The organism is Actinomycetota bacterium (assembly GCA_019347675.1).
Taxonomy (GTDB): domain Bacteria; phylum Actinomycetota; class Nitriliruptoria; order Nitriliruptorales; family JAHWKO01; genus JAHWKW01.
On record JAHWKW010000014.1, the window covers coordinates 41,839 to 65,406 of the forward strand.

Sequence of the window (23,568 nt, forward strand, 5' to 3'; positions counted from 1 at the left end):
AGTGGGACAGGGCTGGCCCCCGCCGCGTCGGGGGCCGGCCAGGACCCGTGCGTCTACCGCCGCTCGGGGACGGTGGCCTCCACCTCCGGCGAGGACGTGAACACGACGTTGCTGATCGTCCCGAAGATGCCCACCGACGGGTCGGTGTTGTGGTACACGCCGATGCGCGGCGCGGCGCAGTCACCGAAGACGTTGCACGTGATCCGCCCGGTGAGGCCGTCGTAGTCCCTGGTGGCGTACAGGGCGTCGCGGAGCGCCTGCTTGTCGATCGTCAGGGTGTCGCCGTCCTGCTCGGCGACCTCCGCGATCTTGTCGAGCAGGAGGTTGGTGGCGTCGTAGGCGTGGGCGTGGAAGGACTGGATCGGTTTCTCGCCGAAGTCCCTCTCGTACATCTCGACGAAGTCGTCGTACTGGCCGGACTCGCTCCGGGCCGGCCCCGAGAAGTACATCCCTTCGCTCTCCGGAATGGTGACGAACGTGTCGGACAGCAACGCGTCCGCGCCCATGAACGTCACGTCATCGAGTTCCGGGTACTCCGTCGCCTGCTGGACGATGAAGTCCGCTTCCGGCTGGAAGATCGGGAAGAAGAAGATGTCGGGCTTCTCGGCGACGACCTCGGTGAGCACCGGTCGCATGTCCGTGTCGCCCTTGTTGACCGCGGTCGCCAGCACCACCTCACCGCCGAACTCCTGGAAGAACCGGCCGAACTCGGTCGCCAGCCCCTCGGTGTAGGGGTCGCCGTCGTGGACGGTCGCCGCCGTCCTGGCGTCAAGCTCCTCGTAGGCGAACTGCGCCGCCCCGTGGCCCTGGAACTCGTCGTTGTGGGCGGTGCGGTAGTACCCCTCCGAGAAGTTCTCCGCCTGCTCGAGCGTTCCCTCCTCCAGGTAGCCCCTCGCGGTCAGCGACGGAGAGGTGTTCGAGCCGGAGATCAGCACGCCACCCGCTTGGGAGATCACCTGTGAGGCGGGAACCGCCGCGGTCGAGCAGCTCGTCCCGATCGTCCCGATGATCTGGGGATCCGATACGATCTTCTGGGCGCCGGTCTGGCCGCCTTCGCTCGAGCAGGCCTCGTCCTCGACCTGGAGCTCGATCGCGTGGCCCAGCAGCCGGCCCTCCCGACGATCGATCGCGATCTTGGAGGCACGGACCTGGTCCTCACCGAGGTTGGCGTTGTCACCCGAGATCGCCTGGAGCACCGCGATCTTGACCGGCTCGCCGGCTCGGATCGTGATCGTCCCCAGGCCGGCCCCCTGGTCCGTGGGGGTGGTCGGTGTGGTCTGGACCTCGCCGCCCCCGCCACCGCACGCGACCGCCAACAGCATCATCGCCAAGGCGAGCCCCAACCAGCCCGACGCCTTCCGGTCCCGCATGTCGTCGCCTCCTCCGAGGGTCACGGTGGTCACGACAGACCGCCGGACGGCCGACACTACAACGGTCGGAGCGCGCCCGGAAGTACCGCCGCACGGCCGGGGGTGCGGCTGCGTGCAGCCGGCCGGGTGCCGGCGACCACGCAGCGCCCCGAGTCGGGTGACGGCGCGGACCTCGAGCGAATAGCGTCGGTGACGACGACAGCGCGAGGAGCGGAACCCCCATGGCGGAGCTGATGCGAGCGGTCGTGGCCCAGCAGACGGGCGACGCGGACGTCCTGGCCGTCGACGAGGTCGACAAGCCCACCCCCGGACCCGGTGAGGTCCTGATCCGCAACCACGCGGCCGGGATCAACCCGGTGGACTGGAAGACCCGGCGGGGCGGTGGCGTGGCCGGGCAGGTCGGCGAGCCGCCGTGGATCCTGGGGTGGGACGTCGCCGGTGTCGTCGAGGCGGTCGGGCCAGACGTGGCGCAGTTCGCGACCGGCGATGCCGTGTTCGGGATGGTCCGCTTCCCTGAGCTCGGCCGGGCGTACGCCGAGCACGTCGCCGCCCCCGCCGAGCACCTCGCCTCGAAACCCGCCAGCATCAGCGCCGTCGAAGCCGCGGCGCTCCCGCTGGTGGCACTGACCGCGTGGCAGGCGCTGTTCGATCACGCTGGCCTGCAACCGGGTGCGACGGTGCTGATCCACGCCGCTGCCGGGGGCGTCGGCCACGTCGCCGTCCAGCTGGCCAAGTGGAAGGACGCGCGCGTGATCGGGACCTCGTCGCGCCACGCCGACTTCCTGCGGTCGCTGGGGGTCGACGAGGTGATCGACTACACCAGCACGGACTTCGCCGAGGCCGTCGACGACGTCGACGTGGTGATCGACCCGATCGGTGGCGACACCCTGGTCCGTTCGCTCGACGTGCTCGTGCCCGAAGGGGTGCTGGTGCGGTTGTCCAGCCTGAGCGACGAGGAACGGCAACTGGCCGATGAGCGGGGGGTGCGGGCCACCGGCATGCTGGTCGAACCGGACGGCGAGCAGCTGGCCAGGATCGCTGCGCTCGTCGACGAGGGCGTGCTCGAACCACGCGTGCAGGCCACCTACCGCCTGGACGAGGCCCCCGACGCGCACCGGGTCAGCGAGGACGGCCACGTGTGCGGGAAGCTGGTTCTGCACGTGCCCGGACCGCGGCGCTAGCCGGCACCCCGACGACCGCGGCCCCATCCCCACCGCGGCGTGCAGGTCGCCGCCAAGGTGTCGCACGTCACCGGCATACTTCGTCGCCTGGCGGAGGGCACCGTGTGCTGCACATCCACCGCGCCGAACGGGCGGACCGGCTGGTCGACGCTCTGGCCGGGGTGATCGCCACGTCCTTGCCGGACCCGATGACGCCCGAGGTCGTGGCGGTCCCGTCCCGCGGGATCGAACGGTGGCTGGCCCAGGAGCTGTCGACCCGGCTGGGGACCACGGTCGGGCGGCGCGACGGTGTCTGCGCCAACGTCGCGTTCCCGTTCCCGAGCCGTGTCATGGGCCAGGCCCTGGCCGCCGCCGCCGACCTGCGCCCCGACGAGGACCCGTGGTTTCCCGACCGGCTGGTGTGGCCGCTGCTCGAGACGGTCGACGCCCACCTGCACGAGGCCTGGCTCACCCCGATCCGCGCCCACCTGCGCGCGGCGACCGGGGACGACGCCACGCCGACACCGGCGCGCCGGTACGCGGCGGTCCGACACGTCGCCGACCTCTACGACCGCTACGGCGTGCACCGTCCCGAGATGGTCCGCGCCTGGGCGGCCGGACGCGACGTGGACGGCTCCAACGCAGCGCTCGACGCAGCCGCCCGCTGGCAGCCGCGGCTGTGGCGCTGCGTCCGTGAACGCCTCGGTGTGCCCAGCCCCGCGGAGCGGCTCCACGACGCCGTCGACCAGCTCCGCGACGGCCTGGACGTCCCCGGCTTCCCGCCGCGGCTCGCGCTGTTCGGGCTCACCGCCCTCCCGGCGAGCTACGCCGCCCTCCTGGCTGCCCTGGCCGCGACCCGCGACGTCCACCTGTTGCTCCTGCACCCCTCCCCGGTCCTGTGGAGCCGGGTCGCGGCCGACGTCGCGGAGGCCCCACGGCGACGCCGCCGTGTCGACGACCTCACCCGCGACTTGCCCAGCAACCCGTTGCTGGCGTCCTGGGGGCGCGACGCCCGTGAGCTGCAGCTGGTCGTCACCGGGGCGGCTGGCGCGCACACCGACGACCACCACGCCGTCGACGATCGGCCTGCCAGCCTCCTGGCGCGCATCCAGGCCGACGTCCGTGCCGACCGGCTCCCGCCCGGAGCGCCGGCCACCGGCCGAGACGACCTCCGTCCGGTCCTCGACCCCCGTGACCGTTCCATCCAGGTGCACGCCTGCCACGGCCGCACCCGCCAGGTCGAGGTGCTGCGCGACGCGATCCTCCACCTGCTGGCCCAGGACCCGACGCTGGAACCGCGCGACGTCATCGTCACGTGCCCCGACATCGAGATCTTCGCTCCGATCGTGCACGCGGTGTTCGGGGCGCGGGCCGTGACCGACAGCGGCCCCGCCGGCGACCTGCCCGACCTCAGGGTGCGTCTGGCCGACCGCTCGATCCGCCAGACCAACCCGGTGATGCGCGTCGTCGCCGAGCTGCTGGAGCTGGCCCAAGGGCGGCTGACGGCCTCGCAGGTGCTCGACCTGGCGTCCCGCGAGCCGGTCCGTCGCCGCTTCGGCTTCGATGACGATGACCTGCAGCAGCTCGAGACCTGGGTCGCCGACGCCCGCATCCGTTGGGGGCTCGATGGCGACCACCGGGCCAGGTTCGGCCTGCACGACGTCGCGGCGAACACGTGGCGGGCCGGCATCGACCGCCTCCTGCTGGGTGTCACCATGGCCGACGAGGACCAGCACCTGGTCGGCGGAACCGTCCCGCTCGACGACGTCGAGGCATCCCAGGTCGACCTCGCCGGCCGTTTCGCCGAGCTCATCGACCGGCTCGCGGCGACCCGTGACGCACTCGCCGGCCCCCACACCGTGGCCGGGTGGCGGGCCGCCATCGCGGAGGCGTCCGCGCTGCTCACCGTCACCGCCGAACGCGAACGGTGGCAGACCGTGCAGGTGCACCGTCTCCTCGACGAGGTCGTCTCCGAAGCCACCCACCACGGGGCCACCAGCCCGGTTCCGCTGACGTTGCACGAGATCCGCACGCTCCTGGCGGGTCGTCTCCGCGGGCGCCCCACCCGCGCCAACCACCGCACCGGTGACCTCACCGTGTGCACGCTCGTGCCGATGCGGTCGGTCCCTCACCGGGTGATGTGCCTGCTGGGTATGGACGACGGGGCGTTCCCGCGCCGGACCGCGCCCGACGGTGACGACCTGGTCGCACGCGACCCGCACGTCGGCGACCGCGACCCACGCACCGAGGACCGCCAGCTGCTCCTGGATGCGCTCCTGGCCGCGACCGACACGCTGGTCGTGACCTACACCGGCCGGGACGAACGCAGCAACCAGGAGCAGCCTCCGGCCGTCCCGATCGGGGAGCTGCTCGACGTGATCGACCGGACCGTCCGCGCCGGCGCGCCCCGCGTCGGAGGCGACGAGGAACCGGCCCGCGACCAGGTCGTGATCGACCACCCGCTACAGCCCTTCGACGCCCGCAACTTCCACTCCGGCCAGCTCCTGGCCGATGGGCCGTGGGGCTTCGACCGCAACGCCCTGGCCGGGGCCCGCGTCCGCGCGGCCGGCCAGACCCACGACGCCCCGTTCCTGCCCACACCGCTGGCTGAGGTCGACGCCGAGGACGTCATCGACCTCGGCGAGATCGTGGACTTCCTGCAGCACCCGGTGAAGGCGTTCCTGCGTCGGCGTCTGGGGGTGACCCTCCCCGGACAGAACGAGGCCGTCTCCGACGCCATCCCGGTGGAGCTGGCCGGTCTCGAGCGGCACGCGGTCGGTGAGGGGCTGCTGACCGCACGCCTGGCAGGAGCGAGCGTCGAGCGGTGGGTGCGGGTCGAGCGCGCACGCGGCACCCTCCCGCCCGGGGGACTCGCCGACCCCCTCCTGGACGAGATCACCACCACCGTCGACGCGCTGGTCGCCTGCGCCAGCGACCACGCCGACCTCGGCGCCCCGCGCGAGAGCATCGAGGTCGCGCTCGACCTGCCCGCCGGACGGACCGTGACCGGAACGGTTCCCGACGTCGCCGGCGAGGTGATCCTGGTGGTGCAGTACTCACGGGTCGCGCCCAAGCACCGGCTGGCCGCCTGGGCACGGCTGGTCGCCGCCACGGCGGCGCAACCCGACCGGGCCCTGCGCGCCGTCACGGTGGGGCGCTGCCGCACCCCACGCAAGCGGGCCGAGGTGACCGTGGCGTGCCTGGGACCGCTGGGCGCCACCGCCGCCGAGCGACAACGCACGGCCCGTGCCCAGCTGATCCGCCTCGTGGACCTCTACCTGCGGAGCCGACGCGAACCACTCCCCATCTACTGCGACACCTCCGCGGTGTACGCCGAGGCCGTCGACGGTGACCATGACCCGGCCGCCGCCGCACACGACGCGTGGACGACCGAGTGGACCCACGCGCGCGAGGACCGCGACCCCCACCACGTCCTCGTCCTCGGCGGCGTCGTCGGGTTCGACCATGTGCTCGGTGCGGTGGCGCGCGACGACGAGACCGGCGACGGCTGGGCCGCCGACGAGACGTCACGCTTCGGCCGCTACGCCCGACGGTTGTGGGAGCCGCTCATCGCCTTCGAGGAGTGCCACGACCGATGAGCCCCACGGCGACCACCACGATCCACCACTTCGACCCCGCGGGGCGGCTTCCGACCGGCACGGTGGTGCTGGAGGCCAGCGCCGGGACCGGGAAGACCCACACGATGGCGGGTCTCGTGGCGCGGTACGTGGCCGAGGAGTACCGGCTGCCCGAGCTGCTGGTGGTGACGTTCACGCGGGCGGCCACCGCTGAGCTCCGCGACCGCGTCCGTCGACGCCTGGTCAGCGTCGCTGACCACCTCGAGCACGTCCTGGCAGGATCCGATCCAGACCGCACCGACGACCGGGTCGCCGCGCTACTGGGTGCCGGCGGCCGCGCGCAGGTCGCCGAACGGCGCCGGCGGCTGCTCGTCGCGCTCGGCGAGTTCGACGCGGCGACGATCGCGACCATCCACGGCTTCTGCCAGCACGTCCTTCACGGCGTCGGGCTCGCCGCAGACGTCGACCGCGACGCCACGCTGGTCGACGACCAGGGTGACCTGGTCGAGGCCGTGGTCGACGACGTGATGGTGAGACGCTTCCACCGCACCGTCGGGGAGCCGCCCGTCTCGCGCCGCGATCTGTCGGCGATCGCTGCGGCGGTGGTCGCCAACTGCGACGCCACGATCGTCCCCGAGCGGCCTGCCGACCGCACGGCCGCGCTCCGCGTCGAGCTCGCCCGGGCGGTCCGCACCGAGGTCGTCGACCGCAAGCGGGCTGCCGGTCAACTGTCGTACGACGACCTGCTGGCGCGGCTGGCCCAGACCCTGGGCGACCCTCATCGCGGACCCGCCGCGCGACGCCGGCTGCGTGCCCAGTACCGCATCGCCCTGGTCGACGAGTTCCAGGACACCGACCCGGTGCAGTGGGACATCCTGTCGTCGGCCTTCGGTGGGGCGAGCGACGGGTGCGGCCTGATCCTGATCGGCGACCCCAAGCAGGCGATCTACCGCTTCCGTGGCGCGGACGTCCACTCCTACCTGACCGCGGCGACGCGGGCCCCCACCCGGTCCACCCTTGACGTCAACTGGCGATCCGATGGCGGCCTGCTCCACGCCTACAACCTGCTGTTCCGCGGCGCCGCGCTGGGCCATCCCGGCATCGCCTACCGCGCCGTCAAGGCCACCGACGGTCTCCGCTCCCCGCGCCTGGTCGGCAGCCCCTCCGACGCGCCTCTCCGGATCCGGTTCGTCGCCCGCCACCCGGGCCTGCGCACCACCCGGTGGGGGGCCGTCCAGGCGGCTGCCGCACGCAGGCACATCGCCGCCGATCTGGCCGCCGACGTCGTCGGCCTGCTCGCGTCCGGGGCGCAGGTGATCAGCCGCGGCGCCGACGGTCGCGAACGCAGCCGTGCCAGCATCCGCCCCGCCGACATCGCGGTCCTGGTGCCCCGCAACGTCGAGGCGGCGTTGGTGCAACGCAGCCTGCGTGCCGTCGGTGTCCCGGCGGTGATCAACGGTGTCGGGAGCGTGTTCGCCACCCCAGCCGCCACCGACTGGCTCCGGCTCCTCGAGGCGCTGGAGCGGCCGGCCTCGCCCACCCGCACCCGCGCGGCGGCGCTGACGGCGTTCGTGGGCTGGAACGGCCAGGACGTGGCCGCCACGGTCGACCAACCCGACCGGCTCGTGGACGTCCACCTGTGGCTGCACCGGTGGGCCGCGATCCTCCGCCACCACAGCGTGGCGTCGCTGCTGCAGACGCTGACCGTCCACCAGCGCCTACCGGAGCGTCTCCTGGCCCGCGAAGCCGGCGAGCGCCTGCTCACCGACATCCACCACATCGGCGAGCTGTTGCACGCGGCGGCGACCGCCGAGGAGCTCGGCGTCACCGCCCTGACCAACTGGCTGCGCGCGCGCATCGCCGAGGCCGGCGACGACCTCGACGCCGAGGAGCGGGCCCGCCGCCTGGAGTCCGACGCCGAAGCGGTCCAGGTCGTGACCATCCACCGCAGCAAGGGCCAGGAGTTCCCGGTGGTCTACTGCCCCTTCCTGTGGTCGTCGCGGCCCGTCGACACCAACGTCCCGGTGTTCCACGACCCGGACACCGGACCGGGCCGGATCGTCGACGTCGGCGGGGACAGCGCCCCGGACTTCGATCACCACCAGCGCCTCGCGGAACGCGAGCAGAAGGGCGAGGACCTGCGGATGCTGTACGTGGCCCTGACCCGGGCACGTCACCAGGCCGTGGTGTGGTGGGCCCCGGCCGCACGCGGCCAGGACTCAGCGGTGGCACGGGTGCTGTTCTGCCGCTCCCGCGACGGGCGCGTGCTCAGCCAGGGCCGGGCATCCCTGCCGAGCGACGCGGATGCGCAACGGCGACTGGAGGAGCTGGCCGCACGCGCCGGTGGCACGATCGCGATCGAAGCCACCCCACCCGACCCGCCGACGGAGGCCTGGACGGCCGCACCCGCGACGGGCCGGGCGCTGGCCGCGGCCACGTTCGACCGCAGCCTGGATCGCACGTGGCAGCGGACCTCGTATACGGCCCTCATCGCCGCGCGCGACGACACGCTGGTGACCAGCGAACCCGACGAGCACGTCGTCGATGACGAACCGTCGCTGACCACGGCAGCTGCCGCGGTCGCGGGCGGAGTCCGCGAGGACCGCCGGCTACGTTCGGTCGTGTCACCGCTCGTCGGCCTGCCGGGCGGGGCGGATATCGGCACGTTCGTCCACGCCGTCCTGGAACACACCGACTTCGCGGCCGACGACCTCGACCGTGAGCTCGCCGCGCAGGTGGCGGTGCAGCTCACGCGACGCTCGGTCGACGTCGGCGACCAGGCGGCACTGGTCGCCGGGCTGCGGCGGGTGATCGAGACCCCGCTCGGCGCGCTGGTCGGCGACGTTCGCCTCCGCGACGTGACCCGCGCCGACCGCCTCGACGAGGTCGCCTTCGAGCTCCCGCTGGTCGCAGCGACCTCCCCCAGCGCCGACCTGGCGGTTGCCGCGATCGGGGAGCTGCTGGCCACCTGGCTCGCAGACGATGGTCCGCTGGCCGAGTACCCGGCTCAGCTGGACGATCCCGCCTTCCGCCGCAACGTCCGCGGGTACCTGACCGGCTCGATCGATCTGGTTCTCCGCGTGCGCGGTCCCGGCGGCACACCGCGGTTCGTGGTCGTGGACCACAAGACCAACCGCCTCGGTGACGGCGACGGACGGCTCACCGCCTGGCATTACCGACCGGCCGCGCTGGCCGACGCGATGGCGCGCGGCCACTACCCGTTGCAGGCGCTGCTCTACAGCGTCGCGCTGCACCGCTACCTGCGCTGGCGTCTGGACGGGTACCGGCCCGACAGCCACCTGGGCGGGGTGCTGTACCTGTTCGTGCGCGGGATGACCGGAGCGGACGTCCCCCGGGTCGGCGGCCAACCTTGCGGGGTGTTCCCCTGGCGGCCGCCTGCGTCGCTGATCGAGGCGGTCAGCGACCTGCTCGACCGCGGGAAGACCGCGTGACCGTTGCTGTCCCCGCCGACGATGCGCTGCTCGGGCCGGTCGATCCGCGCGACGCCCGCCGGGTGCAGCGCGGACCGCACCTGCTCCGTGACTTCAACGCCGCAGGGCTCCTCGGGCCGGCCGACGTGCACGTCGCAACCACGCTCTCGCGCCTGGTCGGTGACGCCGACCCCAGCGTGCTCCTGGCGGTCGCCCTGGCGGTCCGCGCCCCGCGGTTCGGGCACGTGTTCGTCGACCTGGCGACCGTCCGCTGTTCTGTGACCGCCGATGACGACGTGGCCGTCGACGTCGATGCCCTGCCGTGGCCCGACGTCGACAGCTGGGTGGAGGCGGTCGCCGCCAGCCCGTTGACCGCCGTCACCAGCCCGTCGATCGCCGACGGGGCGCCCGCCGACCCGACGGCCACGGAGACGACGCCCGAGGGTGACAGGCCCGTGCGGCTGGTCGGGTCGCGTCTGTACCTCGACCGGTACTGGCGCTACCAGCAACGCGTGGTGGACGCCCTGCGGCGGCGGGGCGCGAGCGGGACCGACGACGTCGACGTCGACGTCCTCCGCGACGGCCTCGATCGGATGTTCCCCGCCGACCGCGGCGTGGACGAAGCCCTTCGGCCACGGCTCGCGGCCGCCGTGGCGGTGCTCCGGCCGCTGGGGGTGATCGCCGGGGGACCCGGGACGGGCAAGACCACCACCGTGTCGGCGATCCTGGCGCTGCTCGAGGAGCAGGCCGCCGCCGCGGGGCAGCGTCCCCCGCGGATCGCGTTGGCGGCCCCGACGGGGAAGGCCGCCGACCGCCTGGCGGAAGCGGTGCACGAGCGGGTCGTGGATCTTCGCACCGACGACGCGACCCGCGCGCGGCTGACGGCCCTGGGTGCGTCGACCATCCACCGGCTGCTGGCCGTCCGACCGAACAGCCGGACACGCTTCCGCCGTGACCGCACCGACCCGCTGCCGCATGACGTGGTCGTGATCGACGAGACGTCGATGGTGTCGCTGTCGCTGATGGCCAAGCTCCTCGACGCCGTCCGCGACGATGCCCGCCTCGTCCTGGTTGGCGACCCCGACCAGCTCACATCGGTCGAGGCCGGGACGGTCCTGGGCGACGTCGTCGGCCCGACCACCGCCGGCCTGCACTCGACCGAGGACGCGCGCACCGCCTTGCGCCGGCTCACCGGCCAGCCGGTCACGGCACACAAGCCTCCCGCCGGGTCGACCATCGGTGACAGCATCGTGGTGCTCACCACGATCCACCGCTTCGGTCGCCGGTCGGGCATCGCAGAGCTCGCCACCGCGATCCAGCGCGGGCGGGTCGCGGCGGTCCTCGAGCTCCTCGACGATGGGCGGCCCGACATCGGCTGGGTGGCGGCCGACCCGGCGCAGGACACGCTCGAGGACGCGCTGGATCCGGTCCGCGACGCGGTGAGCGCCGCCGGGGCGGCGGTGCACGCAGCGGCACGTGCGGGGTCCGCGCACGAGGCGCTCGATGCGCTCGGCCGGCTCCGGATCCTGTGCCCACACCGGCGTGGGCCGGCGGGCGTCGCGACGTGGGTCGCGCGTATCGAGCGGTGGCTCGTGCAGGACGTGGACGGCTACGACACCGACCCAGCGTGGTACGTGGGACGGCTGGTGATGGTCACCGCCAACGACTACCAGGTCGGCGTGTTCAACGGTGAGCAGGGTGTGGTCGTCGCACAGCGCGATGGCCGCGTCGCCGTCGCGTTCGAGCAGGGGGGTCAGGTGCGGCTGCTCGACCCGGCTCGCCTGGACGCCGTCGAGACCGCACACGCCATCACCGTGCACAAGAGCCAGGGGTCGCAGTTCCAGCACGTGATCGTCGTGCTGGCCGACCTGGCGTCGCCGATCCTCACCCGCCAACTGCTGTACACGGCGGTCACACGCGCCCGGGAACGCGTCACGATCGTCGGGGGGCCGGCAGCTGTCCGCGCGGCGATCGACCGGCAGGTCCAGCGCGCCTCCGGCCTGCGCGACGCGCTGTGGGGGGCTTCGACGCCGGCGTCGCCCTGACCAGGCCGCCTGGCGCACGCCGTGGTGTTCGAGCGGGTAACGCGATCAGCGAGGCGATCGTCAGGACGATCAGCGGTGATGGTGCTCGTACGAGCATCCGTACCCTGGCTGCATGAGCACCATCCGGATCCGTCGCGGCATCTCGATCCCCGAGCGCGACATCGAGCTCCGCTTCGCCCGATCAGGGGGACCGGGCGGGCAGCACGTGAACACCTCCGCGACCAAGGTCGAGCTCCGCTTCGACCTGGAGGAGACCGACGCCCTCACCGATGCACAGAAGCAGCGTGTGCGCGAGCGGCTGGGGTCGAGGCTGACCAACGACGGCGTCCTGGTGCTGCACGCGTCGGAACATCGCAGCCAGACCCGCAACCGTCAGGCTGCCGTCGGTCGCCTGCGCAACCTGCTGCGAGACGCCCTCGAGGTACGGACGCAACGGAAACCCACGCGGCCCAGCCGGTCGGCGCGCGAGCGACGGCTGCAGCACAAGCGGGAGCGTTCCGAGGTCAAGCGCCTCCGTCGTCCCCCGGAGGTCTAGCGCGCGTTCGTCGAGGTAGGGCGTGTTGTGAAGCTGTGGGATGTGGTGGTGGTCGGTGCGGGCCCGGCAGGGACCGCGGCGGCGCTCGCGGCGAAACAGGCCCGCCCCGACGCCAGCGTCCTGGTCGTGGACAAGGCAACGTTCCCACGCGACAAGACCTGCGGTGACGCGATCGGCCCACAGGCCCACGGCGAACTGCGGGCGCTGGGTGCGCCGGACGTCCTGAAGCCAGACGAGCGGGTGACGCGGTTCCGCCTGCGTGGCCCCCGCGGCGCCGACGCGAGTGGCGTCCCCGGTGTCACCGGGTACGTGGTGCCTCGCGAGCAGTTCGACGCGCGGCTGGTCGAGACCGCCCGGGACCGGGGCACGGAACTCGTCACCGAGCCGGTGGCAACGGTGACGTGCGTCGGCGACGACGTCGTGGTCAACGGGCGGTGGCACGCCAGGACGGTGATCGCCGCTGACGGGGCCCACTCGACGGTCCGCCGCGTGCTGTCACCTCAGGCTCGGCCGGCACCACAGCGCACCGATCGCGCAGGCGGCGGCGACCGCGGTCTGGCCGTGGCCGTCCGCGGGTACGCACCGGCCGTCCCCGGTCGGGACGAGTTGCTGATCGCGTGGCAGGCCGGGGGCGGCCTGCGCTACGTCTGGTCGTTCCCGACCTGCGACGGCCGCCTCAACGTCGGGTCGTGCGCACCCGTGGGAGGGTTCACCGGCGGGCGGCGGGAGCTGATGGAGCGGGTCAGGAAGGTCCTCCCCGACGTCGACATCGACCGCAGCACGCTGCGAGGTCACCTCCTGCCGCTGTCGACCTCGATCGCTCCCCTGACCACCGGCCCGGTGCTGTACGCCGGCGACGCGGCCTCCCTGATCAACCCGCTCTCCGGGGAGGGCATCTTCTACGCCCTCGCCTCGGGTCGCCTCGCGGGTGAAGCGGCGGCCACCGCACCCGACCCCGCTGCCACGTACCGACGGAGGTTGCGCACGCGGTTGGGGCGCCACTGGCGCCACACCCGCATCCTCGCACGCCTGCTCGACGTGCCCTGGACCGTCCAGGCCACGCTGGCGGCCGCCGCGACACCGGCGATCTTCGACCTACTGGTCGACGTGGCGTTGGGCGACGGGACCTTCCGGCCCCGTCATCTACCCGCGGTCGTGGCCGCGTGTCTGCGGGGTGGCAAGGAGACGCGTCGCCGCTAGCGACGAAGGCGTCCGAGGGGGCCACATGACGACGCGCACGGAGCGGGACCCCGAGCACCCCGGGGCGGTGATGGCCCAGGAGATGGCGGAACAGCCCGAGGTCATCGCTGGGCTGGTCGCGCGCCGGGATGAGATCGCTGCCACCGTCGCCGCGACGTTGCCGCAACGGCACGTCGGGACCGTCCTGGTCGCAAGGGGGTCGTCGGATTACGCAGCCGTCTACGCCCGGTACGCGCTGGAGGCCATCGGCGGTCGGCACGCGGCTCTGGCGGCTGCGAGCCTGCACACGCGGTACCGGGTGACGACCGACCTCGATGGTTTCCTCGCGATCGGGGTGAGCCAGTCCGGCCGCACGCCCGAGATCGTCGAGACCCTCGAGCGGATGGGCGGATGCGGGGCGCGGACGCTGGCGGTGACCAACGACGCGGGTTCGCCGCTGGCGAACGTGGCCGACGGGGTCCTCGCCCTGGGCGCCGGAGAGGAGGTCGCGGTCCCGGCCACCAAGACGTTCACCGGGCAGGTCACGGCGTTCGCGCTCCTCGCGGAGGCGCTCGGTGGGACGCCCCGCTGGCCTCGTACCGACTGGGACCGCACCGTGGACGTCGTCGGTGAGCTGCTCACCGACGTCGAGGCGCCCGCCGCCGCCGCGGAGGTCCTCCGTGATGTCCAACGGCTGCTGTCGGTGGGACGTGGCTACCTCTACGCGGTGGCCCTCGAAGCCGCCCTGAAGATCGCCGAGACGACGTCGGTGCTCGCCACCGGCTGGTCCCCCCCGGACCTGCTCCACGGTCCGATCGCGATGGCTGGCCAGCAGCTGCACGTGTTGTGCCACGCCACACCCGGTCCCACGTTCGCCGACGTGGCGGAGGCCGCCGCCGCGCTGCGGGAGCGGGGCGCCACCGTGTCGGCCGTGACGCAGCCCGACGCCGACCTGCCGGTCGACGGAGCCTTGCTGGCCGTTCCGGCCGGGATCCCCGAACCGCTGACGCCGCTGGTGTACGTGGTCCGGGCGCAGCAGCTGGCCTGGTACCTCGCCGGATTGCGCGGCATCGACCCCGACCATCCCCCGAGCCTGCAGAAGGTGACACAGACGCGCTGAGGCTGGCGCGATCGCCAACCGCACGCGCCTGTCACTCAGCTGAGAGCTGCTCCGCGTCGAGCATCTCGCAGCTGGCCTCGTACGCGAGCTCCATCCGTCGCTCCGCGTCCGTGAAGTCCCGGTAACGCATCCGGTCGAGGACGTCGAAGCGCGGTGGGTCGGCCTCCCCGGTCGGCAGGACGTGGACGAGCACACCGTCCGGCAGGGTGGCGATGTCGTGGTGGAAACGGTGACGTCGGGACAGCTCGAAGGTCACCATCGCGACCTCCCAGACGTTGGTGGGCGGCTCGAGGGGACGCTCCACCCGCCCCACGTGCAGCACGTACATCTCCGTCGCACCGAGCTCAACCGCCCGGGAGACCGGGATGGCGTTGACGATCCCCCCGTCGAGGAAGTGCTCACCGTCGATCTCGACCACCGGGAGCAGCCCGGGTGACGCGGCCGATGCGAGAACAGCGTCCACGACCGGGCCACTGGAGAACCAGTGCTCGGCGGCCTGCTCGATGCTCGACGCGACGCACTGGAACGGCACCGTGAGATCCTCGAACCGGGGTGGGACCATCCCCTGGATCAATTCACGCAGCGGCTCGTTGGAGTGCACGTGGCTGCCCGTGCGGAGCAGGTTCGCGGCGCGGTCGAGGAGCGAGCCGCTGAACAGGTCGTGGCTCTCCAACTCCCGCCAGATGTCGGCGAGCTTCTCGATCATCTCCAGGGCGGGGTCGGCGGCCACGGCCACGCCGTTGACTGCGCCGACGGACGCGCCGACCACCAGGTCCGGTCGGATGCCTCGCTCCAGCAGCGCGCGGAGCATGCCGACCTCGTAGGAACCGATGTTCCCGCCGCCCCCGAGGACGAACGCCACCGTCGGTGAGGACGGCAGGGTCTGATCGTCCACCTTACGTCCACCTCCGCAGAACCTCGACGTCTCGCAGACGCCTCCGTGAGGCGCTGCCCCCGTCCGGCATCGCCACTATGCCCAGCCGATCCGCCGTCAGGGAGCCGTCGGCGTGGACGCCGGCCGGGTCCTCTACGTTCGACGCAGCGGGAACCCGGGGGAGTGCGTGTTCGGCCTCAACATCGATCCCAGCGCCGACCGGCTCGAGCTCGCCTTCGACCTCGTCGCCGTGGCGGAGGCGGCCGGACTGGACCTGGTGGCGGTCCAGGACCATCCCTACCACCGCCGCCACCTCGACACGTGGACCCTGCTCACGGTCCTGGCCAGCCGCACCGCCCGCGTCAACGTCATGCCCAACGTGGCCAACCTGCCCCTGCGGGGCCCACAGATGCTGGCCAAGAGCGCCGCGTCGCTCGCGTCCCTCACCGGCGGGAGGATCGAGTTGGGGATCGGCGCCGGGTCACAGTGGGACGCGGTCGCCGCCTACGGCGGCCCGCGGCGGTCTCCCGGCGAGGCGGTCGACGCGTTGGAAGAGGCCCTGGACGTGATCGAGGCGCTGTGGGACGGCGACCGCCGGTCCGCCACCGTCGAGGGTGTGCACTACCGGCTCGACGGGGCGCGGCCTGGACCGGTGCCTGGGGAACCGATCCGGATCTGGATCGGCGGGTACGGTCCGCGGATGCTGCGGCTGGTCGGCCGCCGCGCCGACGGCTGGACCGCATCATTATCCTTCGCCCCGCCCGAGCGCATCCCCGACATGCAGCGCACCGTCGATGAGGCCGCGCAGGAGGCCGGCCGCGAACCGGCTGGTGTCCGGCGCAACTACAACGTGATGGGGCGCCTGGACCCGGATGCCGATCGGCAGGAGGGTGACCGCCTGTCCGGCCCGGCCGACCACTGGGTCGACGTGCTGTGCCGCTACGCCGATGAGCTCCGCTTCGACACGTTGGTGTTCTGGCCGCTGGACGGCGACGAGGTCGACCAGGCCCGCCGCTTCGCTGGTGACGTGGTCCCGCGCGTCTGCGAGCGGTTGGGCGACCAGCACCCGTGTGTGGACGGGTCGGAGGCGGCACGCGAGCGTCCGGGCGGGTACTTGTGACCGGTCATGCCAGACGGCCGTGGTTGGCCTCCCACTCCCCGACCAGTTCGGACAGCCGGTGCAGCTGCGACAGCTCCGCGACGCACGGCCACAGGATGACCTCGTCCATGCCGACGTCGGCGGCGGCGCCGAGCCGGTCGCGGACCTGCTCGGTCGAGGCCAGCATCTGTTCGGCGATCCCCTCGGCCCGCTCGCCGGCGAACGCGTAGTAGTCGCGCAGGACGTCGCGGCCCCGCTCGACCGTGGCGCCGTCACCCAACGCCCAGTACGCGCAGCCCACGAACCGGGGCTTGCCTGCGCGGGCGGCATCCCGCCAGGCAGCCACCGCCTCGTCGAACAGTTCACGCGCCCGCGCGGGCGGCAGGGCGCCTGCGATGAAACCGTCCGCCAGCCGCCCCGCCCGGCGGGCGGCACGCGGCGAGTACCCGCCGATCAGGACCTCGGGGCCGCCCGGCCGTCGCGGCGGCGGGCCCACCCCAGCGACCCCCTCGACCGGCGGCTGGCCGCTCCACACCCGTCGCAGGACCTCCAGCTGTTCCTCGAAGTGATCGGCGCGGCTGTGGAAGTCCACCCGGGACCCTGCCGCCAGGTAGTCCTCCTCCCGCCCGCCGATCCCGAACCCGACGGTGAGCCGCCCGCCGGACAACGCGTCGATGCTGGCCGTCTGCTTGGCGAGGAGCCCGGCGTGGCGGATGGGTGCGACCAGCACGGTCGTCGCGAGCCGGATCCGGGCCGTCACGCCGGCGCAGGCCGCGAGCGCGACCAACGGCTCGTAGTTGCCGTACGCGATCCGGTCGATCACCGCCAGTGTCGACAACGGCGTCTGGTCGGCAGCGCGTGCCCACTCCACGACGGTCGCGCCGGGCGTGCCGGGGACGTTGGCGGGCAACCCGACCCCTACCTGCACGTCGCAACTCCCTGCCGAGCCGGCCGACCCTACAGCGTCGACCACGCCGCGGGGGGCGCCCGCCGACCGCCGCAGCGACGACGCCGGCGCCCCGTCCGACCGGGGCAGCCACGACGCCCGGCCTTGCCCACACTGGCCATAGACGACCGATGGGACTCCCCGTGGAACCGCAGCAGGTGTACGCCGAGCGAGGACTGGTGCAGATCATCGACGTCCGCGGCGGCCAGGAGTGGGACGCCGGCCACATCGAGGCGGCCCACCACATCCCGCTCGACGAGCTCCGTGAGCGGCTCGATGAGGTCAGCGCCGGCCGAAAGACCATCACCGTCGACCGCGACGGAAGCCGGAGCGAGGAAGCAGCCGAGCTGCTACGCCTCGAGGGGTTCGACGCCGAGGCGATGGCGGGAGGACTGGGCCGCTGGTTCGACGAGGAGCTGCCGCTGGTGGCGACGTCAGGTGGCAGCGGAGGCGTCGCCCGGTGAACCAACCGACCAACGCAAGGAAGGTGGTGCGATGCCAGCCAGGACAGTGCATCGGTTCCTCGACGAGCACGGCGTCGACTACGAGGTCCAGTCCCACGAGCGGGTGGTGGACGCACAGCGCCTGGCCGCCACGGAACACGTCACCGGCTGGAAGGTCGCCAAGCCCGTGATGCTCATCGTCGGCGACGAGCTGACGATGGCGGTGGTGCCGGCGGCGGTGTCGGTCGACTTGGACAAGGTCCGCCGTGTCCTCGGCCGAGACGAGGTGCGGCTGGCACGTGAGGACGAGTTCGCCGACGCGTTCCCCGACTGCGAGCCTGGAGCGGAGCCACCGTTCGGGAACCTCTACGGCCTGCCGGTGCTGTTCGATCCGACGCTCGGCGACCGTGACCAGCTGGTGTGCCGCGACGGGTCACACACCGAGACGGTCACTCTTGTCACCGACGACTACCTGCGGCTGGTGGAGCCGCGGATCGTCGACATCAGCACCGCCGCCGGCTGACCGGGCGCACCTCGAACGCCACCGATGCGACGAACTCCCCGACCGGACGTCGGATGCGTCGCCGCCGGCTTCACGAAGGTCCGCGTTCGGACGTTGACACCCACGGCCGCGTCCGGAAACGTGGACTTGATCGCCGTGGGCCGGTCGCCGGTCGTCTGTGTCCACGTTCCCACGATCGGCCCGGCACCGCGACGTTGACGTTGACCCGCCAGAAGGAAGAGGATCCGCCCGATGAGCATCGCGATGGTCTTCCCCGGGCAGGGGTCGCACCGCCAAGGGATGGCCTCAGCCTGGCGAGGCCACACCGCCTTCTCCACCTTCGCGGAGGTCGGTCGCGTCGCCGGCCTCGACGACTTCGTCGGCCTCGCCGACGACCCGGACGCGTGCGCCGCCACCGACGTCGCCCAGCCAGCGGTGTTCGCGGTCGATGTCGCGGCGTGGCGGGCGCTCCGGGACGCGGGGGTCACCCCCGACGTGGTCGCCGGCCACAGCCTGGGTGAGATCGCTGCCGCGGTCGCCGCCCGCGCCCTGTCGGTGCCCGCCGGCGCATCCGTGGTGATCGAGCGCGGCCGTGCGTTCGCCGACGCGGTGTCGGAGAACCCGGGGAAGATGGCTGCGGTGCTGGGGCTCGACCGTGACACCGTGGAGAAGGCCATCGCCGGGATCGACGGCGTCATCGTCGCCAACGACAACGCCCCCGACCAGGTCGTCGTGTCGGGTCCGCCCGACGCGGTCGACGCGGCCGCGGAGGCCTGTCAGGAGGCCGGCGGGCGGGTCCGGGACCTCGACGTGGAGGGCGCGTTCCACACCGAGTTGATGGCGTCAGCCCGTGACCGGCTCGAGAAGCGGCTGGACGAGCTGCAGATGGTCGACCCCGACGTCCCGCTGGTCTCGGGCGCCACCGCCGACCAGGCGACCACCGCCGACGACGTCCGGGAAGTGATCATCGACGGGGTGCTGTCCCCGGTTCGTTGGCGCGAGGTCCAGCAACGTCTGGCGGCCATGGAGACCCGGCTGGTGATCGAGGCCGGTCCCGGAGACGTTCTTTCCGGCTTGGCACGCCGGACCCTGTCCGATGACGTCGAGATCGTCTCGGTGGGGACCCCGGACGACCTCGACGCGGCGATCTCGGCCGCGACGAGCATCCGCAAGAGCGAGGAGGGATGACCGCGGCGCGCCCGCCCACGACCCGGAACACGATGAACACGATGAACACGATGAACACGATGGACGTGATGACGATGCCGACCTGCACAGCGCGACCCGGAGAGCGACCCGGAGAGGAAGTCCGTCGATGACGATCCCGCTGACCACCGAACGCCCGTCGCGAGCCGAACTCGCGCCCGGTCGGCTGCCCGTGGGCATCATCGGGCTCGGGATCGCGGTGCCCGACCAGGTGGTCACCAACCACGACTGGGAAGAGGCACTCGACACCAGCGACGAGTGGATCCGCACCCGCACGGGGATCGTCGAGCGGCGGCGCATCGCCGAGGACGACGCGACCTCCGACCTGGCCATCCGGGCTGGCGAGGCGGCCCTGGCCGAAGCCGGCGTGGACGTCGACGACCTCGGCGCCATCATCGTGGCCACCACCACACCGGACTACATCTGCCCGCAGACCGCGCCGATCGTGGCGGCGGGCCTGGAAACCAACGTCGCGGCCTTCGACGTCGGCGCGGCGTGCAGCGGGTTCATCTACGGCCTGTCGGTTGCAGCCTCGACCGTCGTGGCCTACGACCCCCGGCCGATCCTGCTGATCGGCGCCGAGGCGATGACCCGGCTGATGGACGACCAGGACCGCTCCACCGCGGTGCTGTTCGGCGACGGCGCCGGCGCGTGCGTGCTGGCCGCGGAGAGCGGGGGAGGCACGCTCGGGCCCTTCGAGATGGGCTCCGACGGTGACCTCGCCGACGCGCTGATCATCCCCGCCGGGGGCAGCCGCAACCCTGCCAGCCAGGAGACCGTCGCCGAGCGGCAGCACTACCTGACCATGAGCGGGAGCGAGATCTACAAGCACGCGGTGACCCGCATGACCTCGTCGGCTCGGTCGGTGCTGGACCGGGCCGGGATGGACATCGACGACATCGACCTGGTGGTCGGCCACCAGGCCAACGCCCGCATCCTCAACGCGGTGGCGGATCGGCTGGGCGTGGACGAAGATCGCGCGTTCATCGACGTGGACCGCTATGGCAACACCTCAGCCGCCTCGATCCCCCTGGCGCTGGTCGACGCGCGTGAACAGGGCCTGCTGCCGGCCGGGGCGACCGTCCTGCTCACCGCGTTCGGCGCCGGCCTGACCTGGGCCTCGTGCCTGGTGACCTTCTCCGACGGAGACCCGGAGGTGACCCCGTGAGCGACCTGGTCGCGATCGTCAGCGGCGGCAGCGGCGGCATCGGGGCGGCCACGTGCCGCGCCCTGGCCGCCCAGGGCATGGCGGTGCTGGTCGGGTACGCGTCGAACCAGGACGGAGCCGAGAAGGTGGCCGCGTCCTGCGACGGCACGGCCGAGGCGATCCACCTCGACGTCACCGACGAGGACCAGGTCGACGCCGCCGTCGACCGCGCCGGCGAGCTCGGCGACCTCGGCGTGGTCGTCACCGCGCACGGGATCGCCGACGACGACCTGCTGATGCGGCTGACGCCGGAACGCTGGGACCGCACCATGGCGATCAACCTGCGCGGGGTGTACCTGATCGCCCGTGCTGCGCTCCGCCCGATGGTCCGGAACCGCAGGGGCCGCATCATCAACATCGGCTCGTTCGTGGGCCTCCGCGGCAACGCCGGCCAGAGCGCCTACGGCGCGGCCAAGGCCGCGCTGACCGGGTTCAGCAAGTCGCTTGCCCGCGAGCTGGCCGGGAAGGGCGTCACCGTCAACGTGGTCGCGCCCGGGTTCGTCGAGACGTCGATGACCGACCAACTCCCCGACGATCTGCTCGAGAGCTACCTCGAACGCACTCCGATCGGCCGGCCCGTCGCGGCCGAGGAGGTCGCGGCTGCCGTGAGGTTCCTCGCATCCGAGGAGGCCGCGGCGATCACCGGAGCGGTGATCCCCGTCGACGGCGGTGCCGGCATGTGACCGACACACCAGAACCTGCCCATAACCGAGAGGAGCAACGATGAACCAGGAGCTGTACGAGACCGTGAAGTCCATCCTCGTGAACACGTTCCAGGTGCCGGAGGAGGACGTGAGCCCCGATGCCACGTTCGAATCCCTGGACCTCGACTCGCTCGACCTGGTCGAGTTCACGCTGGCGCTCGAAGAAGAGGTCGGCGTCGAGATCGAGGACGAGGAGGCCGAGGACATCCGCACGGTCGAAGACGCCGTGACCAAGATCGAAGAGAAGCAGAAGGTGCAAACGTGACCGACCGTCAACAGCCCGAGATCGTCGTCACCGGCATCGGCCTGTTCGCTCCCGGAGGGGCCAACGTCGACGCGGCGTGGAAGACGGTCCTGGAGGGGACCCCCGCCGCAGCGCACGACCCCACGCTGGAGGAAGCCGGCCTCGACGTCACCGTCTCGTGCCGCACGCCCGAGTTCGATCCCTCCGAGGAGATCGGTCGGCGTGCCGCTCGGCGGCTCGACCGCTTCGTGCAGCTGGCGCTCCTGGCCAGCCGCGAAGCGATCGACCGATCGGGTCTTGACCTGCCGACCGGCGAGGACCCCGAGGAGTTCGGCGACCGCGTCGGCATCGCGTTCGGCTGCGGGATCGGCGGGGTGATCACCTGGGAGGAGCAGCACGCCTCCTTCATCGAGAAGAACAAGGTCAGCCCGTTCATGATCCCCAAGATGCTGTCGAACATGGCTGCCGGCCAGGTCGCCATCGAGCTCGGCGCACGCGGCCCGAACCTGACCGTCAACACCGCCTGTGCAGCCAGCGCCACGGCGATCCACATCGCACGTGACCTGCTGGCATCGGGGACGGCCGACGCGATGCTCGCCGGCGGGACCGAAGCGTCGATCACGGCACTTTCCACCGCCGGGTTCGCCAAGATGGGGGCGCTGTCCAAGCGCAAGGACGAGACGGCGTCGCGGCCGTTCGATGCCGACCGTGACGGCTTCGTGATGGGTGAAGGCGCCGGGATGCTGGTGCTGGAGCGGGCAGAGGACGCCCGGGCCCGCGGCGCGACCCCGCTGGCGGTGCTGGCCGGAGCCGGCAGCTCCGCCGATGCGCACCACCAGACCTCACCACCCGAGGAAGGCGGCGGCGCGGTGCTCGCCATGCAACGTGCTCTCGCCGACGCCGGCATGGATCGGGGTGACATCGACCACATCAACGCGCACGGCACATCCACGCCGCTCAACGACAAGTCGGAGTCGATCGCGATCCGACGGGTGTTCGGTGACGCCACCGACCAGGTGGGTGTCAGCTCCACCAAGGGGGTCACCGGACACACACTGGGCGCGGCCGGGGGGATCGAGGCGGTGTTCACCGTCCTCGCCCTGCGTGACGGCGTGATCCCACCCACCGCGAACCTCGAACAGCTCGACGACGAGATCGACATCGACGTCGTGCATGGTGAGGCGCGCCAGGGCGAGGTCCGTGCCGCGCTGTCCAACTCGTTCGGCTTCGGGGGGCAGAACGCGTCACTGCTGTTCCGCAAGGTCTGACATGGATCGTATCCCTGCCACACCGTCGTGGCTCCAGGCCGTGAGCAGGGCGCCGGTCCGATGGTGGCTGCGGCTGGACGTCGAGGACGTCGGTCGCCTGCCCGCGTCCGGACCTGTGATCGTCGCCTCGCACCACCGCTCGCACCTCGACTCGGTGGTGCTGGGCGCCACCGCGCAACGACGGCTGACGTTCCTGGGGTCGGCGCACCTGGCCGCCCCGCCGGTGATCGGGTCGCTGCTGCAGTGGGGAGGGATGATGCAGGTCCAGCGCGGCAGCGGCGAGACCGACGTCCTGGAGCGCTGCGTGGAGGTCCTCGACCGTGGCGGAGCGCTGGTCATCTTCCCCGAGGGTGGCCGCAGCCGCGACGGGCAGGTCTACCGGCCGCGCAGCGGCGTGGCCCGGATCGCGTCCGCCGCCGGCTGCCCGGTGGTGCCGGTGGGAATCAACGGGACCGCAGAAGCGTGGCCGGTCGATCGCTTCCCTCGGCTGCTGACCCGCCACGACGTGCGGGTGGCGTTCGGGGAGCCCCTGGACGCTCCCGAAGACGATCCCGCGGAGCGCAGCCGCTTCGCCGATCGCCTCCACGACGCACTCGTCGAACTGTCCGACGCCCCCCGGGCGGACGGGCTCAACCTGGGGACCTCCGCGTAAGGAGA

At 72.4% G+C, this 23,568-nt stretch carries 19 protein-coding genes; 16 read left to right on the forward strand and 3 right to left on the reverse strand.

The window, feature by feature from the left end; all coding sequences use genetic code 11:
* Positions 1-53: 53 nt before the first annotated feature.
* A complete protein-coding gene (locus KY462_10765; protein MBW3578200.1) occupies positions 54-1,370 on the reverse strand; it encodes a branched-chain amino acid ABC transporter substrate-binding protein in 1,317 nt (438 codons plus the stop codon).
* A 221-nt stretch (positions 1,371-1,591) separates the two neighbouring features.
* Here KY462_10765 and KY462_10770 point away from each other — a divergent pair, with 221 nt between their 5' ends.
* The 7 genes from KY462_10770 (at position 1,592) to KY462_10800 (ending at position 14,418) form a co-directional block, all read left to right on the forward strand.
* Positions 1,592-2,551 carry an NADP-dependent oxidoreductase gene (locus KY462_10770; GenBank protein ID MBW3578201.1) on the forward strand — a complete coding sequence of 320 codons (960 nt, stop codon included), beginning with the start codon at positions 1,592-1,594 and terminating at the stop codon, positions 2,549-2,551.
* Positions 2,552-2,655: 104 nt separating this feature from the next.
* On the forward strand, positions 2,656-6,129 hold the full coding sequence (gene recC, locus KY462_10775) for an exodeoxyribonuclease V subunit gamma (GenBank protein ID MBW3578202.1): 3,474 nt from the start codon (positions 2,656-2,658) through the stop codon (positions 6,127-6,129).
* Positions 6,126-9,560, forward strand: coding sequence for a UvrD-helicase domain-containing protein (locus KY462_10780; protein ID MBW3578203.1), 3,435 nt, complete (start codon positions 6,126-6,128; stop codon positions 9,558-9,560). The genes recC and KY462_10780 overlap by 4 nt, the downstream gene beginning before the upstream one ends.
* Positions 9,561-9,586: 26 nt before the next feature.
* Positions 9,587-11,584, forward strand: coding sequence for an exodeoxyribonuclease V subunit alpha (gene recD / locus KY462_10785; GenBank protein MBW3578204.1), 1,998 nt, complete (start codon positions 9,587-9,589; stop codon positions 11,582-11,584).
* A gap of 112 nt (positions 11,585-11,696) precedes the next feature.
* Positions 11,697-12,119, forward strand: coding sequence for an aminoacyl-tRNA hydrolase (arfB, locus tag KY462_10790; GenBank protein ID MBW3578205.1), 423 nt, complete (start codon positions 11,697-11,699; stop codon positions 12,117-12,119).
* Between the two features lie 48 nt (positions 12,120-12,167).
* The gene (locus KY462_10795; protein ID MBW3578206.1) at positions 12,168-13,319 is read left to right on the forward strand and encodes an FAD-dependent monooxygenase; all 1,152 of its coding nucleotides are present in this window, start codon (positions 12,168-12,170) and stop codon (positions 13,317-13,319) included.
* 70 nt (positions 13,320-13,389) lie between these two features.
* The gene (locus KY462_10800; GenBank protein MBW3578207.1) at positions 13,390-14,418 is read left to right on the forward strand and encodes an SIS domain-containing protein; all 1,029 of its coding nucleotides are present in this window, start codon (positions 13,390-13,392) and stop codon (positions 14,416-14,418) included.
* A gap of 31 nt (positions 14,419-14,449) precedes the next feature.
* On the opposite strand, the gene KY462_10805 is transcribed toward KY462_10800, so the two are convergent.
* Complete coding sequence (locus tag KY462_10805; protein ID MBW3578208.1) at positions 14,450-15,229, reverse strand: patatin-like phospholipase family protein; 780 nt, start codon at positions 15,227-15,229, stop codon at positions 14,450-14,452.
* 250 nt (positions 15,230-15,479) lie between these two features.
* Here KY462_10805 and KY462_10810 point away from each other — a divergent pair, with 250 nt between their 5' ends.
* A complete protein-coding gene (locus tag KY462_10810) occupies positions 15,480-16,412 on the forward strand; it encodes an LLM class flavin-dependent oxidoreductase (GenBank protein ID MBW3578209.1) in 933 nt (310 codons plus the stop codon).
* Positions 16,413-16,416: 4 nt separating this feature from the next.
* Here KY462_10810 and KY462_10815 read toward each other — a convergent pair whose 3' ends face one another.
* Entirely contained in the window at positions 16,417-17,319 is a 903-nt protein-coding gene (locus KY462_10815; GenBank protein ID MBW3578210.1) for an LLM class flavin-dependent oxidoreductase, read from the reverse strand.
* Positions 17,320-17,480: 161 nt separating this feature from the next.
* Between KY462_10815 and KY462_10820 the strand changes: the two genes are divergently transcribed.
* From KY462_10820 to KY462_10855, 8 genes are all read left to right on the forward strand, one after another.
* Positions 17,481-17,801, forward strand: a complete 321-nt coding sequence (locus KY462_10820) for a rhodanese-like domain-containing protein (GenBank protein MBW3578211.1) — start codon at positions 17,481-17,483, stop codon at positions 17,799-17,801.
* 31 nt (positions 17,802-17,832) lie between these two features.
* Positions 17,833-18,303, forward strand: coding sequence for a YbaK/EbsC family protein (locus tag KY462_10825; GenBank protein ID MBW3578212.1), 471 nt, complete (start codon positions 17,833-17,835; stop codon positions 18,301-18,303).
* Positions 18,304-18,534: 231 nt separating this feature from the next.
* Positions 18,535-19,470 carry an ACP S-malonyltransferase gene (locus KY462_10830; protein MBW3578213.1) on the forward strand — a complete coding sequence of 312 codons (936 nt, stop codon included), beginning with the start codon at positions 18,535-18,537 and terminating at the stop codon, positions 19,468-19,470.
* A gap of 127 nt (positions 19,471-19,597) precedes the next feature.
* Positions 19,598-20,656 (forward strand): ketoacyl-ACP synthase III, encoded by a 1,059-nt coding sequence (locus tag KY462_10835; GenBank protein ID MBW3578214.1) that lies wholly within the window; start codon positions 19,598-19,600, stop codon positions 20,654-20,656.
* Complete coding sequence (fabG, locus tag KY462_10840) at positions 20,653-21,378, forward strand: 3-oxoacyl-ACP reductase FabG (protein ID MBW3578215.1); 726 nt, start codon at positions 20,653-20,655, stop codon at positions 21,376-21,378. Before KY462_10835 ends, fabG begins: the two co-directional genes overlap by 4 nt.
* Positions 21,379-21,418: 40 nt before the next feature.
* The gene (locus KY462_10845) at positions 21,419-21,664 is read left to right on the forward strand and encodes an acyl carrier protein (protein ID MBW3578216.1); all 246 of its coding nucleotides are present in this window, start codon (positions 21,419-21,421) and stop codon (positions 21,662-21,664) included.
* Positions 21,661-22,911 carry a beta-ketoacyl-ACP synthase II gene (fabF, locus tag KY462_10850; GenBank protein MBW3578217.1) on the forward strand — a complete coding sequence of 417 codons (1,251 nt, stop codon included), beginning with the start codon at positions 21,661-21,663 and terminating at the stop codon, positions 22,909-22,911. The genes KY462_10845 and fabF overlap by 4 nt, the downstream gene beginning before the upstream one ends.
* A gap of 1 nt (position 22,912) precedes the next feature.
* Positions 22,913-23,563: a 1-acyl-sn-glycerol-3-phosphate acyltransferase gene (locus tag KY462_10855; protein MBW3578218.1), complete on the forward strand. Its 651-nt coding sequence runs from the start codon at positions 22,913-22,915 to the stop codon at positions 23,561-23,563.
* The last annotated feature ends 5 nt before the right edge of the window (positions 23,564-23,568 follow it).

Excerpts from the sequence above, each read along its gene's own strand:
- arfB (MBW3578205.1), top strand. The coding sequence starts at position 11,697 with ATGAGCACCATCCGGATCCGTCGCGGCATCTCGATCCCCGAGCGCGAC.
- KY462_10805 (MBW3578208.1), bottom strand. The coding sequence starts at position 15,229 with ATGCTCCGCGCGCTGCTGGAGCGAGGCATCCGACCGGACCTGGTGGTC.
- KY462_10855 (MBW3578218.1), top strand. The coding sequence starts at position 22,913 with ATGGATCGTATCCCTGCCACACCGTCGTGGCTCCAGGCCGTGAGCAGG.
- KY462_10845 (MBW3578216.1), top strand. The coding sequence starts at position 21,419 with ATGAACCAGGAGCTGTACGAGACCGTGAAGTCCATCCTCGTGAACACG.
- KY462_10765 (MBW3578200.1), bottom strand. The coding sequence starts at position 1,370 with ATGCGGGACCGGAAGGCGTCGGGCTGGTTGGGGCTCGCCTTGGCGATG.
- KY462_10830 (MBW3578213.1), top strand. The coding sequence starts at position 18,535 with ATGAGCATCGCGATGGTCTTCCCCGGGCAGGGGTCGCACCGCCAAGGG.
- KY462_10770 (MBW3578201.1), top strand. The coding sequence starts at position 1,592 with ATGGCGGAGCTGATGCGAGCGGTCGTGGCCCAGCAGACGGGCGACGCG.
- KY462_10825 (MBW3578212.1), top strand. The coding sequence starts at position 17,833 with ATGCCAGCCAGGACAGTGCATCGGTTCCTCGACGAGCACGGCGTCGAC.
- KY462_10800 (MBW3578207.1), top strand. The coding sequence starts at position 13,390 with ATGGCCCAGGAGATGGCGGAACAGCCCGAGGTCATCGCTGGGCTGGTC.
- KY462_10780 (MBW3578203.1), top strand. The coding sequence starts at position 6,126 with ATGAGCCCCACGGCGACCACCACGATCCACCACTTCGACCCCGCGGGG.
- KY462_10835 (MBW3578214.1), top strand. The coding sequence starts at position 19,598 with ATGACGATCCCGCTGACCACCGAACGCCCGTCGCGAGCCGAACTCGCG.